The 14,946-nt window shown below is 68.5% G+C and carries 7 protein-coding genes; 3 read left to right on the top strand and 4 right to left on the bottom strand.

Annotation, left to right across the window (positions count from 1 at the left end; translation table 11 throughout):
* Positions 1–7: 7 nt before the first annotated feature.
* Positions 8–394, top strand: a complete 387-nt coding sequence (locus BG90_RS31275) for a PAAR-like domain-containing protein (protein ID WP_010112406.1) — start codon at positions 8–10, stop codon at positions 392–394.
* Between the two features lie 261 nt (positions 395–655).
* Here the strand turns inward: BG90_RS31275 and BG90_RS28010 are convergent, their stop codons facing one another.
* Both BG90_RS28010 and BG90_RS28005 read right to left on the bottom strand, forming a co-directional pair.
* Positions 656–3,070 carry a transglycosylase domain-containing protein gene (locus tag BG90_RS28010; protein WP_374189772.1) on the bottom strand — a complete coding sequence of 805 codons (2,415 nt, stop codon included), beginning with the start codon at positions 3,068–3,070 and terminating at the stop codon, positions 656–658.
* A gap of 7 nt (positions 3,071–3,077) precedes the next feature.
* Entirely contained in the window at positions 3,078–9,167 is a 6,090-nt protein-coding gene (locus tag BG90_RS28005; RefSeq protein WP_045568485.1) for an alpha-2-macroglobulin family protein, read from the bottom strand.
* 554 nt (positions 9,168–9,721) lie between these two features.
* Here BG90_RS28005 and BG90_RS28000 point away from each other — a divergent pair.
* Entirely contained in the window at positions 9,722–10,276 is a 555-nt protein-coding gene (locus tag BG90_RS28000) for a GNAT family N-acetyltransferase (RefSeq protein WP_081469917.1), read from the top strand.
* 435 nt (positions 10,277–10,711) lie between these two features.
* A complete protein-coding gene (locus BG90_RS27995) occupies positions 10,712–12,661 on the top strand; it encodes a collagenase (protein ID WP_025990193.1) in 1,950 nt (649 codons plus the stop codon).
* 276 nt (positions 12,662–12,937) lie between these two features.
* On the opposite strand, the gene BG90_RS27985 is transcribed toward BG90_RS27995, so the two are convergent.
* Positions 12,938–13,264, bottom strand: a complete 327-nt coding sequence (locus tag BG90_RS27985) for a DUF4148 domain-containing protein (RefSeq protein ID WP_010118343.1) — start codon at positions 13,262–13,264, stop codon at positions 12,938–12,940.
* A 489-nt stretch (positions 13,265–13,753) separates the two neighbouring features.
* Entirely contained in the window at positions 13,754–14,920 is a 1,167-nt protein-coding gene (locus tag BG90_RS27980; protein WP_010118345.1) for an FAD-dependent monooxygenase, read from the bottom strand.
* Between the last annotated feature and the right edge of the window lie 26 nt (positions 14,921–14,946).

Genomic DNA, 14,946 nt, shown 5'->3' with positions numbered 1-14,946 from the left:
AGCGTCCATGAGCTGGGTGAATTCAAGCGCGGGCGGCGATAACACGGCCACGAGCGTCAACCGCACGCCTCCGGTGGGCGTGCCTGTCGGGTATCCCAACCGGGCGCAGCGTGCGAGCGCCATACCGAACGTCACCAACGTCTATGTGGGCGGCGGGCCCGTTCACAACGCCGCGACGATCATCCCGATATCGAGCGGCGACAGTGCGGGGGCGATGGGTGGAGCGGCATCCGGGACCGTGTCGGCGGTCTCCCGCAACCCGCAAGGGGCAACCAAGACGTTGGTCTCCGGCATGCCGATCACCCGCATGACCGACCCGACGCAGCAGAACAGCAACAATACGATCGGCTCGGGCAGTTCGCCCAGCCAGACGATTGTCCTGAATCTGAGTTGAGGAGGCGCGACGGGCGGCATGGTGTCAGGCGCCTTCCGTCATCCCGAGCGCGCAGCGAAAGCGGCGGTTGCCGGCGCGTCGGCAACCCGGACGACTGATCCGGCGCGGCGACCTGCCGGCGGTGGCGTCCGCCGGGGCGGCCCGCCCAGTTTTACGCTTGACCAGAGGAGCGCGGTTCCGTCGGCCCGCCTCGCGAGCAGGCGCGGTCGTCGACGCGCATTCTCCGACGCATGACGCGCCAACGACGCGCCGGCAAGGCGGTCACTGCCGCGGATTCGCCGCCGTCTTCGCAAACGCGCCGCGCACCTCGAAGCCGATCGCATCCGCGACGTTGCCGCGCGCGTCGACGAGCTCGAGCCGGTGCGGTCCCGGCCACGGCATCCACGCCATCCGGTCGCCGTGTCCGATCACTTTGCCGTCGAGCCGCCATGAGAACCGCGCCGCGCGTCCCGCCGCGCGCTCGAACCAGATGCGCTGATGTTTCGGCGGGATGTCCGGGTCGATCGCGAAGATCGTTCCGTCGGTCGGCGCGCCGATCGTGAGCGGCGCGCGCGGCCCGTCCTTGCCGGGCGTCATGGGCGCGGCGAGCCGCACCGTATCGAGCGCGGTGCCGGCGAGAAACCACTCGCTGCGCGCCGGCTCGACGTCGCGCTCGAACGCGATGCGCCGCTGCTCGACGCCCGCGGGCGGGCGCGGCGCGCGGCTGGCGAGATCGCGGTGCAGGTAGCCGACGACTGCGGCCCATACGGGCGCCGCGCCCGTCACGCCCGACACGTCCCACATCGGCGAGCCGTCCGCGTTGCCGACCCACACGCCGACCGTGTAGCGCGACGTGTAGCCGACGGCCCAGTTGTCGCGCATGTCCTTGCTGGTGCCGGTCTTGACGGCGGAGAAGAAGCGCGTCGCGAGCGGGCTGTCGAAGCCGAACGTGCGCACGCGCGCGTTGTTGTCGGCGAGGATGTCGGTGACGACGTAGCTCGCCGCTTCGCTGAACACGCGCGTGCCGGTCGCGACGCGGGCGGGCGGCGCGGCCGGCTTGGAAGCCGCCGACGTGGAAACGGCCGATGTGGATATGGTCAGCTTGGAATCAGCCATCGTGGAAACAGCCGACCTGGAAACGGCCGGCTTGGAAGCCGCCGACGTGGATACGGCCGACGTGGATACGGCCGACGTGGATACGGATGCGGCAGGCACGTCGACGGTCGCGCGCGCGACGCCGCCGTTCGCGAGCGCGCGATACGCGTTGGCGAGCGACAGCAGCGTGACGTCGGCGCTGCCGAGCGCGAGGCTGAAGCCGTAGTAATCGCCTTCCTCGGCGAGCGGTAGCCCGAGCGCGGCGAGCGTGCGCGCGAAGCGGTGCGGCGTCACGAGCACGAGCGTGCGCACGGCCGGCACGTTGAGCGAGCCGCCGAGCGCGGTGCGCACGCTGACCCAGCCCTTGAAGTGCTTGTCGTAGTTCTGCGGGATGTACAGGCCGCCGCCGGCGGCGAGGTCGATCGGCGCGTCGTCGAGCAGCGACGCGGCGGTCAGCCGCTTCTCGTCGATCGCCTGCGCGTAGAGGAACGGCTTGAGCGTCGAGCCGGCCTGGCGCGGCGCGAGCACCGCGTCGACGTCGCGCGCGCTCGACAGCGCGCCGGACGAGCCGACCCATGCGCGGATCTCGCCGCTTGCGTTGTCGATCACGACGACTGCGCCGTCCTGCACGTTGCGCCGATGGGCGGGCGCGTCGAGTTCGGTCAGCGCGCGCGTGAGCGCGTCGCGCGCGAAGCGCTGCAGCGGCGCGTCGAGCGTCGAACGCACGCGTGCGCCCGCGCCCGGCTTGACCTCGGCGGCGACGCGCCGCGCGAAATGCGGCGCGAGCGCGTCGCCGTCGTCGCGCGCGGCGTTCGACGGGCCCGAGGTCACGAACCGCACGTATCCGTCGAGCGACGCGCACGGCTGCGCGGCGCGCATGTCGCGCAGGATCCGGCAGGCGCGCTCGGCGACCTTCGCCGCGGAGGCGTTGGGCGCGCGCACGAGCGCGGCGGCGACCGCCGACTCGCGGACGTCGAGCCCGGACGGCGCCTTGCCGAAGAGCGCATGCGACATCGCGTCGAGCCCGACCGTCTCGCCGCGGAACGGCACGAGGTTCAGGTACGCCTCGAGGATCTGGTCCTTGCGCCAGCCGCGTTCGAGCCGCAGCGCGTTCATCGCCTGCGCGGCCTTCTGCGGCAGCGAGCGCTGGCCCGAGCGGCGCGGCGCGTCGCTCAGGAGACCGGCGAGCTGCATCGTCACGGTCGATGCGCCGCGGGTGCGCTCGTTCCACAGGTTGCCCCACGCGGCGCCCGCGATGCCGCGCCAGTCGACGCCGCTATGCGCATAGAAGCGCTTGTCCTCGGACACGACGATCGCTTCGCGAAACGCGGGCGATACGTCGGCGAGCGCGATCCAGTCGCCGCGCCGCTCGGCGAGGTCGACGCGCGTGCGCTGCAGCGGCGTGCCGTCGCGCGCGAGCAGCACCCAGTCGGAGCCGCGCCAGTCGCGCCGCACGTCGTCGTAGCTCGGCAGCGCGTGCGCGACGAGCGGCGCCGTGAGGATCATGGCGGCGAGCGCGCGGCGTGCGGCCGCCGGCACGCGCGGTCGCGGTGCGCACCGCGATCCGGATCGCGGCGCGGATGGCGCTGCGAACCCGTTCATCGCCCGCTCACGGCTTGCCCGCATCGGCCGGCTTGACCGTGACGGGCGGATTCGGCCACAGCCCGTACACGGACGGCGCATACAGCGCCTCGACGCGCGTCGGCGGCAGCCCGAACGTGCCGGCGTTGTTCAGGCGCACCGTGTACTCGACCGTGAATTTGCCCTTCGGCAGGTAGTCGTAGTACGCGCGATAGCCGTCGAAATCGCGCTCGACGAACGCGGGCCATGCGCCGTCGGGCGACTTCCCGCCTTGCGTCGCGGCTTCGGAGTCGCGGCCGAGGCCGGAGCCGAGAATCGTCGCGCCGGACGGGATCGGATCGTTGACGACGACCCACGTCATGTCGCTTTGCGCATCGATGTCGAGACGCACGCGCAGCACGTCGCCGCGCGTGAGCGCGCCCTTGATCGCGAGCGAGACCGGCGTGACGGTCTTCGCGATCCGGTAGCCGGCGGCGAACGGTGCGCGCAGCGGCACGGCGGCGAGGCTCTCGATCGTCGCCCATGGGCGGCCGCTGCCTTCCTGCACGACGGAGAGCGTGCCCGGCGCGCGTGCGGCGCGCGGCCACGGCAGCATCACGCTGCGCGCGGCGGCGGCCCGCGTCGCGGCGGTCGCCGATGCCGCGGCTGTCGACCCCGCGGCGGTCGATGCCGCGGCGGTCGCCACCGCGCCAGTCGATGCCGGGGCGGCCCTTGCCTCGGCGGCTACCGGCTGCGACCACGCGATCGAGCGCGCGTCGGCGCCGAGCGTCACCTTCGTCGTGCCGGCCACGGGCGCGCGCTCGTAGGCGCGCGAGAAGCGTTCGACCGCAAGCAGGCCGAGCGCGTTCGCGGTCGTCGTCTGCCATGCGCCGCTGCGTTGCAGCGCGAGCAGACCGGCCGCCACGCGCGGCATCTCGTCCTTCCAGCCCGCGTCGCCGGCGAACTCGAGCGCGAGCCGCGCGGCGTTGGTCTCGTTGCTCGTCATCAGCCACCACAGATCGTCGTCGCGCGCGGTCGAGAACACGAGCTGCGTGCCCTGATACGCGAGCCGCGCGCGCAGGATCTGCTCGACCTGCGCACGCTTCTCGTCGCGCTGCGGGATGTCCTTCACGCGCGAGAGGATCGCGTGATAGTCGATGACGGCCGACGTCGGCCACTGATTCGGCGCGATCTCGATCGAGCCGAGCATCCGGCCTTGCGCGGCGCCGTGGCGCGACAGCGCCTCGATCGCCGCGAGCTTGCGCAGGTCGCGGTCCTGGCGCGGCGCCCATGTGTCGCGTTCGATCCGGCCTTCGACGAAGCGCGCGAGTCCGGATTCGAGCTGCGTGCGCACGTCCTCGGGCAGCGCGAAGCGCGCATCGAGGCGGCCCGCCTCGTCGGCGAGGACGAGCAGGTACGCGGACAGCGAAGGGCTGCCGTTATGCGCGTCGTCGGACGACGGCGGGAAGTAGCTCGCGAGTCCGTCGCGATCGAGGTAGACCGGCATCCGCGCGGTCAGCGCCTGCCATTGCGCCGGATCGCGCAGGCCGATCGCGCGCGACGCCTGCTGTTCGAGACAGCGGTACGGATAGCGCTCGAACCAGCGGCGCACGCCCGGCAGGCCGTCGGCGAGCTTCGATTGCAGCGACACGGCGATGCCGCCGCGCGGCGCGCCCTGCGCGTTGGCCGCCGCGTCGGCGGGCGGCGCGACGGGCAGGGTCAGCGTGCCGTCGACTTGCGCGAGCGTCGCCTGCTGGACCGTCACGGGCAGCGCGGGCACGACCTTCTGCGTGACCGCGAGCGCATCGGCCGCGCGCTTGCCGCCTTGCTCGGCCGCTTCGATGCGCCAGCTCAACGCGCCCGCCGCGTCGATCGCCTGCTCCGGCACGGTGACGGTCCACGCGATTTCCTGCGCGGCATCGGGCGCGAGCGAGACGGTTCGCGGCGCGACGTCGACGCCCGGCACGCGCGGCGTCACGACGACGTCCATCTTGCGATCCGTCGTATTGCGCACCGTGACCTGCGCGCGGAACGCGTCGCCTTCGCGGACGAGCGGCGGCAGGCCGGAGATCAGCTGCAGGTCCTGCGCGCTGCGGATCGTCGCGCTGCCGGTGCCGAAGCGGTCGGCGCCCGTCGCCGCGATCGCGACGATCCGAAAGCGCGTCAGCGCATCGTTGAGCGGCACGTCGACGCCCGCGCTGCCGTTCGCGTCGAGCGTGACGCGCGGGTTCCACAGCAGCAGCGTGTCGAACAGCTCGCGCGTCGGCGCCATCCCGCCGCCGCCGCCCGCCGGCACCGCCTTGCGGCCGAAGTGGCGGCGGCCGACGATCTCCATCTGCGCGGTCGCGGTCTCGACGCCGTATGCGCGACGCTGCAGCATCGCGTCGAGCAGGTCCCAGCTCCGGTTCGGCATCAGCTCGAGCAGCGCCTCGTCGACCGCGGCGAGCGCGATCTGCGTGCCGGCCGGCGCGGGCCGTCCGTCCGGCTGCGTGACCTTCACGCGCACGTGCGCGTTGCCGCGCACCGGGTAGCGGGCCGCGTCGGTCGTCACCGCGACGCCGAGCCTGTGCGCGCCCGTGCCGACCTTGATCTCGCCGAGTCCGTAGCGGAACGCCGGCTTCGACAGGTCGACGAGCGCGGTCGGCGCTTCGTAGTGGCGTCCTTCGCGCCAGAACGCGCGCGCCCATTCGATCGGCGCCTTCCAGCCCCACGTGAAGAACGAGTACCACGGCACCTCGCGCAGCCGGCCGCGCAGCGCGAGCACCGACACGTAGACGTTCGGCCCCCACGTATCGCCGACCTTCAGGTCGACGGTCGGATTCTTGCCGTTCAGCTCGACGACGCGCGTCTCCATCACGCCGCCGCGCTCGACGGCGACGAGCGCCGTTGCGTAGCGGAACGGCATCCGCACCTGGAAGCGGGCGGTCTCGCCCGGCTCGTAGGCGGTCTTTTCCGGGATCACGTCGATCCGGTCGGTGTTGCCGCCGCCGAACCAGAGCTCGTCCTCGCGCGTGACCCACACGGACGTCGACGCGTTCGACGCGCGGCCGTCGCCGTCCTTCGCGACGGCGATCAACTGCACGTTGCCGGCCTGCGCGAGCGTCGCGTCGCACGATACGCGGCCGTGCGCGTCGGTCTTGCCGGAGCACAGCACGCCGAGGTCGCGCGTGTCGCTCTTGTTGTCGTACGCGTAGAAGCCGCCGACCATCCGCTTGCGCGACGACGTCGTCACGCGCGCGACGCCCTTGATCTCGACGGACGCCGACGCGCGCGGCTTGCCCTGCAGATCGACGACGAGTGCCTGCACCGGCACGCGCTGGCCGACCGACACCCAGTGGCCGGCCTTGATGCCGGCGACGACCGCGGCCGGCCACAGCATCGCATCGCCGCGAATGGTCTGGACCTCGCCGTTCGGATCGGCGAAGGTCGCTTCGAGCGCGGCGCGCTTCGGCGCGTCGACGGCGGGCAGCGCCTTGAGCGTCAGCGAGCCCGAGCCGGTGCGGTCGAGCGTCAGCGGGATCTTGTCGGCGATCAGCTTCGTCGCGTCGGGATCGCTGCCGCGCGGCGCGCTGTCGTCGTCCTGCATGTCGTCGTCGGCCATGCCGCCGTCGGTCTCGGGACGGTACGGCGCGAAGCTGAAATCGGCGTACTGCTCGGCGAACGGCGGTGCCGCGCTTTGCAGCAGCGCCGACACCTGCACCGGCAGGTTCGACGCGCCGCCGCCCGACACGTAGTCGATCTGCACCGCGAGCGGCGCTTCCTTCGCGCCGACGAGCGGGTTCGTCTTCGCGTCGCGCGCGCCGATCGAGCCTTTGAAGACGGGCAGCCGGAACGCCTCGACGCGGAAGCTGCCGCCGTAGTAGCTGGCGCTCGGCGCGTCCTCGTCGCCGTCTTCGAGCTCCACGCCGTATTCGCCGAGCTTCGCGGCGGCGGGCAGCGTGAAGCGCGTGTCCGCGCTGTGATCGGCGGCCCACGCGAGCGGCACGCGATACGTCTGGCCGCTGCCGAGATGGCGGATCGTCGCGCGCGCCGGGTAGTGCGCGGGGAACGCGAGGCCCCGCAGCGTCTCTTCGCGCACGAAGTGCTTCATCGATATCGTCTCGCCCGCGCGCACGAGCGTGCGGTCGAACACGGTGTGCGCGCGCACGGTCGGCGTGCGGCTCATGTCGGTCGGCACGTCGAAGCGCCACGATTCGATGCCGCGATTCCAGCTCGAGCGCACGAACGCCATGTCCGGGCCGGTCTTCGGATCGTCGACGCGGGCCGACACGAAGTAGTCGCCGTCGCCCTTCGAATAGTCGCATTCGCGCTTCGGCTCGAACGGCGTGTCGATCGCGAGCAGCCCCTGCGCGTCGGTCCTGCCGGCCGCGATCTCGTCGCCGTTGCAGTCGGACACGCGCACCTGCGCGTTCGGCACGGGCTTGCCCTTGTCGAGCGTCGTCACCCACACGACGCTGTTCTCGCGGCCCTGCTTCAGGTGCACGCCGAGATTGGTGACGAGCACCGCGGTGCGCACGTACATCTTCGACGGCTTCGCGAGCAGCGAGCGGCCGAGCGCCGGCGACGCGAGCTCGAGCACGTAGAAGCCGGGCTTGTCGATCGGCACGCCGACGACCTCGAACGGACGCAGCGCCTTCGGGTCGGCCTTCGGCAGCGTCAGCGTTTGCACGCCGGGCTCGCCCGCGAGCAGCGACAGCGAGCGGATGTCGATCTGCCGATGTTGCGGCTTCGGCTGCCGCTCGCCCGCCGCGAGCGGCACGTAGACGGGATGCTGCCCGCGCGCGAGCAGGCCCGGGCGAAGCTTGTCGATCGATTCGACGGTCATCGCGCGGCCGTCGAAGCGCTCGACGAGCCGCATCCACGCGCGGATCGCCGCGTCGTTCTCGACTTTGAGGTTCGAGAACGACGCGCCGCCCGCGTTCAGCCCCTCGACGTGCAGATCGGCTTCGACGTTGCGCAGCGTGACGGGCACGAGCGCGGGGGCGCCCGGCTCGGCGAAGCGCTCGACGATGCCGAACGCGCCCGACGAGAATTTCGCGAGCGGCGGCATCGGTGCGGTGCGCGTCGCGAGCGGAAACAGGTCGGCGTTGGACAGCGTGCGCCCGGTGACGTCGCGCAGGCCGGACGGCAGCTCGAGCGTCAACGCGGCCTGCGCGGGCAGCGGCGCGGCGAACTGGACGTTCGTGACTTCCTCCGACCGGTCGTCGGGCTTGAAGAACGGCTCGATTGCGCCGTCCGGGCCGCGCAGCCGGATCTTTTCGGCGGACCGGCGCGCGATCGGCGCGTTGAACGACAGGGTCAGCGGGCGCAGCGGCGTGCACGGCGCCTTCGCGTTCTCGCGTTCGCACGAGAAGCTCGCGGCGAACGGCGCGCGGACCGTGTAGTCGAAGCGCCGCTCGGTGTCGTTCGCGATGCCGCTCGGGCTCGCGACGCCCTTGCCGTAGACGAGCTGCATCTTCGCGCTCGCGGGCAGCGCCTGCGCGCACGACAGCGTCAGCACGCGCGCGGCGTCCTTTTTCCAGCGGAAATGATCGAGCAGCGCGGCGCGCGTCGACGCTTCGGCGGGCTCGACCGGAATGCGGTTGCCGATGCCGGCCGCCTCGCACCAGATGTTCGCGAGCGCCGAGCGTACGTCGGCCGGGCCGTTCAGCTTGACGACGAAGACCTGCCGCTCCTCGATCTCGCGCGAGCCCGGCCGCACGGACACGGGGAACGGGCCGCCCGTCTCGAACGTGAAGCGGCGCGGGCCGGTCGCGGCGTGGCCGGCGACCGAGCGCAGCGCGTCGTTGAGCGAGACCGTGCAGCGCACGCCGGGCGGCAGGTCGTTCTCGAAGTCATAGGCCCACGTCTTGCCGTCGAGCCAGTGTCCCTGGCCGCGGCCGGCCGCCGAATCGGTACAGGAGACGCGCGCCGGGTCCGGCGCGGACGCCGAGCCGAACGCGACCATCGCTTCGTCGAACTTGACGACGGTCTGCCGCACTTCGGCGACGGTGCCTTGCGGCGACACGCTCGTCGTGCGCGCCGCGTCGGCCCGCAGCGACAGCGCGGCGGCGGCGCCGAGCGCCGCGACGGCGCCGATGCGCCAGAGCAGCCGAGCGGTCGTTCGGTTCGGTGTGTTGTGCTTGTCGTCGTGCTTCATCGCTCGATTGCCCTCGGAGGGAAGCTTTCGGATTGATTGCACGCGATTCTAACCGACCGGCACGAGCGGAAATGGCCGGCGGCGAACGGCTTGGGGTTTGGGGAAGGCTCGAATGACCGCGTGCGCGGGACGATCGACGGAATGGGGCGAGAGGCTCGTTGACGCGGTCGATGAAGCCGTCGAGGCAGCCGGTGGAAGGCAAGGCAGTGCGCGACGCATGAGGCGTTCGAGGACCGGTCCGTCGCGCGGGCGCGATCGCGCGCGAATGCCGAATCGCGATGCGCGACGGCATCGCGTTCGACGAGGCGGGCGAGGGAGATCGATTCGCGTGACGTCGCGAGCGATGTCGCGGCCGGCGACTGCATCGATCGATGGGCGGGCCGTTTCGATAAACGATAGATAAATCAATAACCAAGCGCGATTTCGATGTCATTTTTTTCGAATCGCAATGGCGAAATATAGGTGACGGCGCTTCTCGATTTGTATGAACATTCTAGATTTCAAAGTGTAATTTTCTATAGAATCGCCATCTTTCGTTTTAAAAATAAATAGACATGACTGAATCGACCGTGGTCAGAATGGCCCATTCCGGGGATTACCTGAACATCCTGTCATTGCAAAAGGCGAATCAGATCGCCAATCTCACCGAGGCGGAACGCAAGAACGGCTTCCTTTCCGCGGAAATTCCCGAGCAGAAGGTCGACGCGATCGCGTCGGACATCGGCATCGTCGTCGCCTACGAACAGACGGAATTCGCCGGATTTTTCTGCATTTCCCGCCTCGATCCATGGCGCGGCAATACGATCATCGATGCACTCGTCGCATCGTTCGAAAAGCGCGGCGAATATGCGTCGGAAGACTTATCCGATACCGTATGTCTATTCGGTCCGATGTGCCTGAGTCAGGTGGCGCGTGGAAAAGGAATTCTAGAAAAAATGATCGATTTCGCGATCGCTTCCGCCAAAACGCATTTCAAGAACGCAATCAGCTTCATTGCCGTCGATAACGGGCGATCAGCCAATGCGGTTGCGAAGCTCGGATATCGGCCCGTTCACCGCTTCGTGTCCGGTGAGCGCGAATATCACGCGCTGGTCGCCGATCTCGATTGACGATGAAGCATGCAGTGCGGCCGGCCGCCGAAGACGCGCCTCGTGTGTGCCGCTGGCCGCGCGTCCGTCGGCGCGCGCCGTCGGCCGAACGCATCGCGCACGTAAAGGCCGCGCAAAACCGGACAGACGGCGCGCGGGACGCCGCTTCGCAACACGACGGTCCGGATCGAAGCCGCCGGTCGGCTTCCGTTCATTCGCATGTCGAATTGAAAGTGCCGCTGCCTTGCAAGCGATCGGTGAGACATGGGCGACGGAGAACATGCCGTATACGGGCGCTGCGGGCGCTCCGCCGCCCGATCGGATTGTTTTGAAAATGGAGTTGCGGATGCCAATAATTCAATCAAATAAAATATATTGATAATTCGTCTGTTAAATTGACTTGTTAATCCTTGGTGTTATATCGTTTGCGGTCCAAAATAACCGAGGGCAAGTCAAATGCTAATAACGGAGGTGTCTCGCAAGACCCGTCGCTGGTCCGCCGTCGTCGCGGTGTCGATAATCACGGGTTTGGTCGGCACGGCGTGGGCCAGTACGCAGCCGACGCAGGAAAAGCAGGCGCGCATGCCTCGCTTGCCGCAGAACCTGCCGCTGTCGCCCGAGCAGGCCGAATATAATCTGCCGCTCAGCAAGCAGGATCGCGCGACGCTCGTCGAGCCGTCGCGGCAGAAGCAGCCGGCGAAGCGCAGCAAGCGCAGCGCGCCGGGCGCCGATTGCCGCGACATGTCGGTGATGACCCAATATCACGGCGCCGCGCTTGCCGATTACATCGCGAATCTTCCGGATTACGAATGCCATTACGGCCTGTTTTCGGTCGATAAACCGTTGGCCGCGCAGATTTTCAATGCCGAAAATGTTCATGCGGTCGCGAGTCGTTTCGTGCAGGACATATATCGATACGACGCGAGCAATTTGATTTTGGTCAATTTGCTGATTTATCTGCGTTCCGCTTATTACCAATATGAGGTATCGGGTCTGGCCGATCCGATTCCGGATCTCGCCGTATGGCTGCGTCCGTATATCCTGCAGAGTCTCAAGGGTGACGGTCTCCATCGTGATGCGCTATATCGTGAGAATGCGCGTGCGCCGAGCACCGCGAACGAGCTGATGAAGCTCATCACGAACATGAAGGACGAGGCGTACTACCTGCCGACGCTGAAGGACCGCATCGCGCTCTACACCGCGAGCGCGGCGAATCCGCAAGCCGCGGCGCCGCTGCTGCAGCCGAGCGCGGCGGGCGGCTTCACCGGCCTGCTGACCGTGTTCTTCTATGCGCATCAGCGCAGCGCCGCGCAGCAGATGCTCGGCAGCGACGCGACGCTGCCGGAGACGCTCGATCGCTTCGTCACCGCGAACCGCGCGAGCCTGTCGAACACGAGCGCCGCCTATCAACTGGCGGATGCGGCGCGCGAAACGTATCGCTTTCTGCGCTATCCGGCGCAGAAGCCGCGCGTGAAGAAGATGATCCAGGACATGCTCGCGTCGACGAGCATGACGGGCGCCGGCAGCGACCTGTGGCTCGCGGCGGCGGAAGCGGTCGACTATGGCGATTCGGGCAACTGCGCGGACTACGGCACGTGCGACTACAAGAAGCGGCTGACCGACGCGGTGCTCACGCACCGTCACGCGTGCAGCGCGAGCGTGCGCATTCTCGCGCAGGATATGACGGCGCCTCAGCTTCAGTCGGTGTGCGCGGCGGTCGCGCGGCAGGACGACTACTTCCACCGGATGATGAAGACCGGGCGCAAGCCGGTCGCGGGCGATCGCAACGACACGATCGAGCTCGTCGTGTTCGACGATTACGAGAACTATCGCAAGTACGCTTCGGTGATCTACGGAATCAGCACCGACAACGGCGGCATGTATCTCGAAGGCGATCCGTCGGCGCCCGGCAATCAGGCGCGCTTCATCGCGCACGAAGCCTCGTGGCTGCGGCCGGAGTTCAAGGTCTGGAATCTCGAGCACGAGTTCACGCACTACCTCGACGGCCGCTACGACATGGCGGGCGATTTCGCGGCGAGCACCGCGAAGCCGACCGTCTGGTGGATCGAAGGCGTCGCCGAGTATCTGTCGAGAAAGAACGACAACCAGGAATCGATCGACGCCGCGCGCACGGGCACGTACCGGTTCTCGGACGTGCTCGGGACGCGCTACTCGTCGAGCGACTATGTCGCGCGGGCGTACCGGTGGGGCTACATGGCGACGCGCTTCATGTTCGAGCGCCATCGCGCCGACGTCGACACGATCGTGTCGCGCTTCCGCACCGGCGATTACGACGGCTACGAGAACTACGTCGCGTACATCGGCCGCCGTTACGACAACGAGTTTGTCGATTGGGCGCGCGATGCGACGACGGCGGGCGAGCCGCCGCTGCCGGCGAAGAACTGACGCGCGATCGAACGTTCGCGAGCGCGGGACGGCGGCGAAGCGAACGGCGCGGACTCGGCGTCTCGCGATCGTTCGCTACTCGCCGTCGTCCCGCACCGCGGATCGTCGATGCATCGCACGGGCGGCGGGCGATGGAAGGCGCGGATGCCGCCCGGGTCGGGTTCGTGCGGCGCGCGTCGGGCGTGGCGCGCGTCGCCGTTCTCGGCGCGTCGATCGATCGCTTTCAATGCAGGGCGGCATGCGCGATCGATCCGGCCGATGCGCGCATCGCATCGATCAGTGATGACGGTACGACGCGTCCCAGCCGCCCGACGTCGGCGAGACGCGCTGACCGGATTGCATCGCGCCGCCGGCGGTGCCGCCGTAGCCGGCGGTGCCGCCGTAGCCGGCGCTGCCGCTTGCCGATGCGATGCGGGCTTCGGTCGCCTGGATGTTCGCCGGGTACTGGTTCTTCGACGGCTGATAGCCGGCTTTTTGGAGCTGGATCAGTTCGTCGCGCACTTGCGCACGCGTCAGCGGCCCATTGGACGACGGTTGCGCAAACGACAGGGCCGGAACGGCGAGTGCGAGTGCAAGCGCGATCGTTTTCAGAGCGGACTTCATGATGCGTACCTCCATTTGTCCCCGCCGCGGGCGAGCATGCTCGCGGTCGGCCATTACAGCTTGGCAAATCTGTCTTAAGACAGGGTTAACGGCACCGTATCGGATGTTGCCGAATGTGTTGCGATACGGGGCGTCATCGGAGGGTGAAGAGGGCCGCGCAATGGCGGCGGCCGTGAAAACGGACGCGCGCATTCGGTGTGCGATCGGGCGCTGTCAAGAGCGGGATCGTGGCGCTTTCCGACGCGCCAACGCGGCGTCGGCGTGCATCGGGACGTTCATCCGGCCGGGCTCCGGGCCAGTCGGACAGGGCGACTTCCGGTTCCCCGGGGCTCGATCCGGACGAATCATCGATACAACTTGTTGCGGTTTTATCGCTGGACACCCGCACGGCATCGCTTCGCGCCGATCGCGCCGCACCGCCAGCCGTTGCCCGCCGGCTTCCGGTGACGGGACGGCGCGATTGCGCAGAACATAAGACCGTTCTCCGGGTCACGCTTCGCTGGCGGTTCCCAGCAGGGCCGAGTCTCGCCCGCTCGTCTGCAATTGGGAGCGGAAGTTGGCGAGGAGTGCGGAGCGATCGTGATAGGTCGTCGCCAGCGAGTGGCCGTAGGAAATCACGGCCTCGTTGACGGGGTGCCGCGCGCGCTCGAACGCGTCCAGCGCTTCGGCCAGCGCGACCTGTCCGTTCAAATGCCGATCGAGGCAATGGCCGAGCTCGCCGGCGTCCTCGATCGCGAGGTTCATCCCTTGACCGGTGATCGGGTGGATGCTGTGGGCCGCATCGCCGAGCAGCACGACATTCTGCTTGTGGTAGCTGCTCAGATTCATCCGGCCGAGCGGTATCAACGGAAATTCGGTGCCCGCGCCTATCGTCGCCATCGCATCGGCGCTCTCGCGACTGACGAATTCGCTCAGACGCGCGACCAGCTTCGCACGCGTGGCGTCGGCAAGATAGCCTTGCATTTCGTCCGCGGGAAAGCTGACGACGAGACGCGTCGCTTCGTTGCCGATCGGATAGAAGTAGGCGAGTCCCTTGTTCGAATCGACGTATAGCCTGTTGCATTCCCGGACGCTGTCGGTCAGCGGAATCGTGCCGAACGCCATCGGCGTCGCATACGGAACGCGCTCGGCGTGCATCTGCAGGATGTCGGCGCGAATCATCGAGCGCGCTCCGTCGGCGCCGATGAGCACCTTGGGCGCGACGGTCCCGCCATCGCTCAACACGAGCGACGTCACCGCGCCGCCGGCGTCCTGCTCGACCTGCTCGATGGACGTCTCGAACCGCAAATCCACATTGGGCAGGCCGTCGAGCTTGCCGATCAGCAAGCGGCGCAACTGCTCGCAAGGAATCAGGATGAAGAAGCCGAGCGTGCTGGAAACCCGATAGTCCAGCGACGCGATCAGCTCCCCGTCGTGGAACAGCTTCATCGCGTCGCGCTCGAGCCCGCCGGCCGCGAAGACATCGTCGAGCAGATCCATCCTGCGAATGATGTCGATGCCGGAAGGCTTCAGCAAATCGGCGCCGTTTTGCGCCCGATTCCGCGCCAGTTGCTCGACGACCGTGACGTCGTAGCCGCGTCTTCCAAGCAGGTACGCGAGCGCGACACCTGCGATACCGCTGCCATTGATCAGTACATCGACGTGCTTGCTTTTCATAGTGGGTTCGTTTTATTCCGATGATC

It is taken from the genome of Burkholderia oklahomensis C6786, from assembly GCF_000959365.1.
GTDB classification, from domain to species: domain Bacteria; phylum Pseudomonadota; class Gammaproteobacteria; order Burkholderiales; family Burkholderiaceae; genus Burkholderia; species Burkholderia oklahomensis.
The sequence above is the reverse complement of the archived record's forward strand: the minus strand, read 5'-3'. Positions and strand labels throughout refer to the sequence as shown.

Excerpts from the sequence above, each read along its gene's own strand:
- BG90_RS28000 (WP_081469917.1), top strand. The coding sequence starts at position 9,722 with ATGACTGAATCGACCGTGGTCAGAATGGCCCATTCCGGGGATTACCTG.
- BG90_RS27980 (WP_010118345.1), bottom strand. The coding sequence starts at position 14,920 with ATGAAAAGCAAGCACGTCGATGTACTGATCAATGGCAGCGGTATCGCA.
- BG90_RS27985 (WP_010118343.1), bottom strand. The coding sequence starts at position 13,264 with ATGAAGTCCGCTCTGAAAACGATCGCGCTTGCACTCGCACTCGCCGTT.
- BG90_RS28005 (WP_045568485.1), bottom strand. The coding sequence starts at position 9,167 with ATGAAGCACGACGACAAGCACAACACACCGAACCGAACGACCGCTCGG.
- BG90_RS27995 (WP_025990193.1), top strand. The coding sequence starts at position 10,712 with ATGCTAATAACGGAGGTGTCTCGCAAGACCCGTCGCTGGTCCGCCGTC.
- BG90_RS28010 (WP_374189772.1), bottom strand. The coding sequence starts at position 3,070 with ATGAACGGGTTCGCAGCGCCATCCGCGCCGCGATCCGGATCGCGGTGC.
- BG90_RS31275 (WP_010112406.1), top strand. The coding sequence starts at position 8 with ATGAGCTGGGTGAATTCAAGCGCGGGCGGCGATAACACGGCCACGAGC.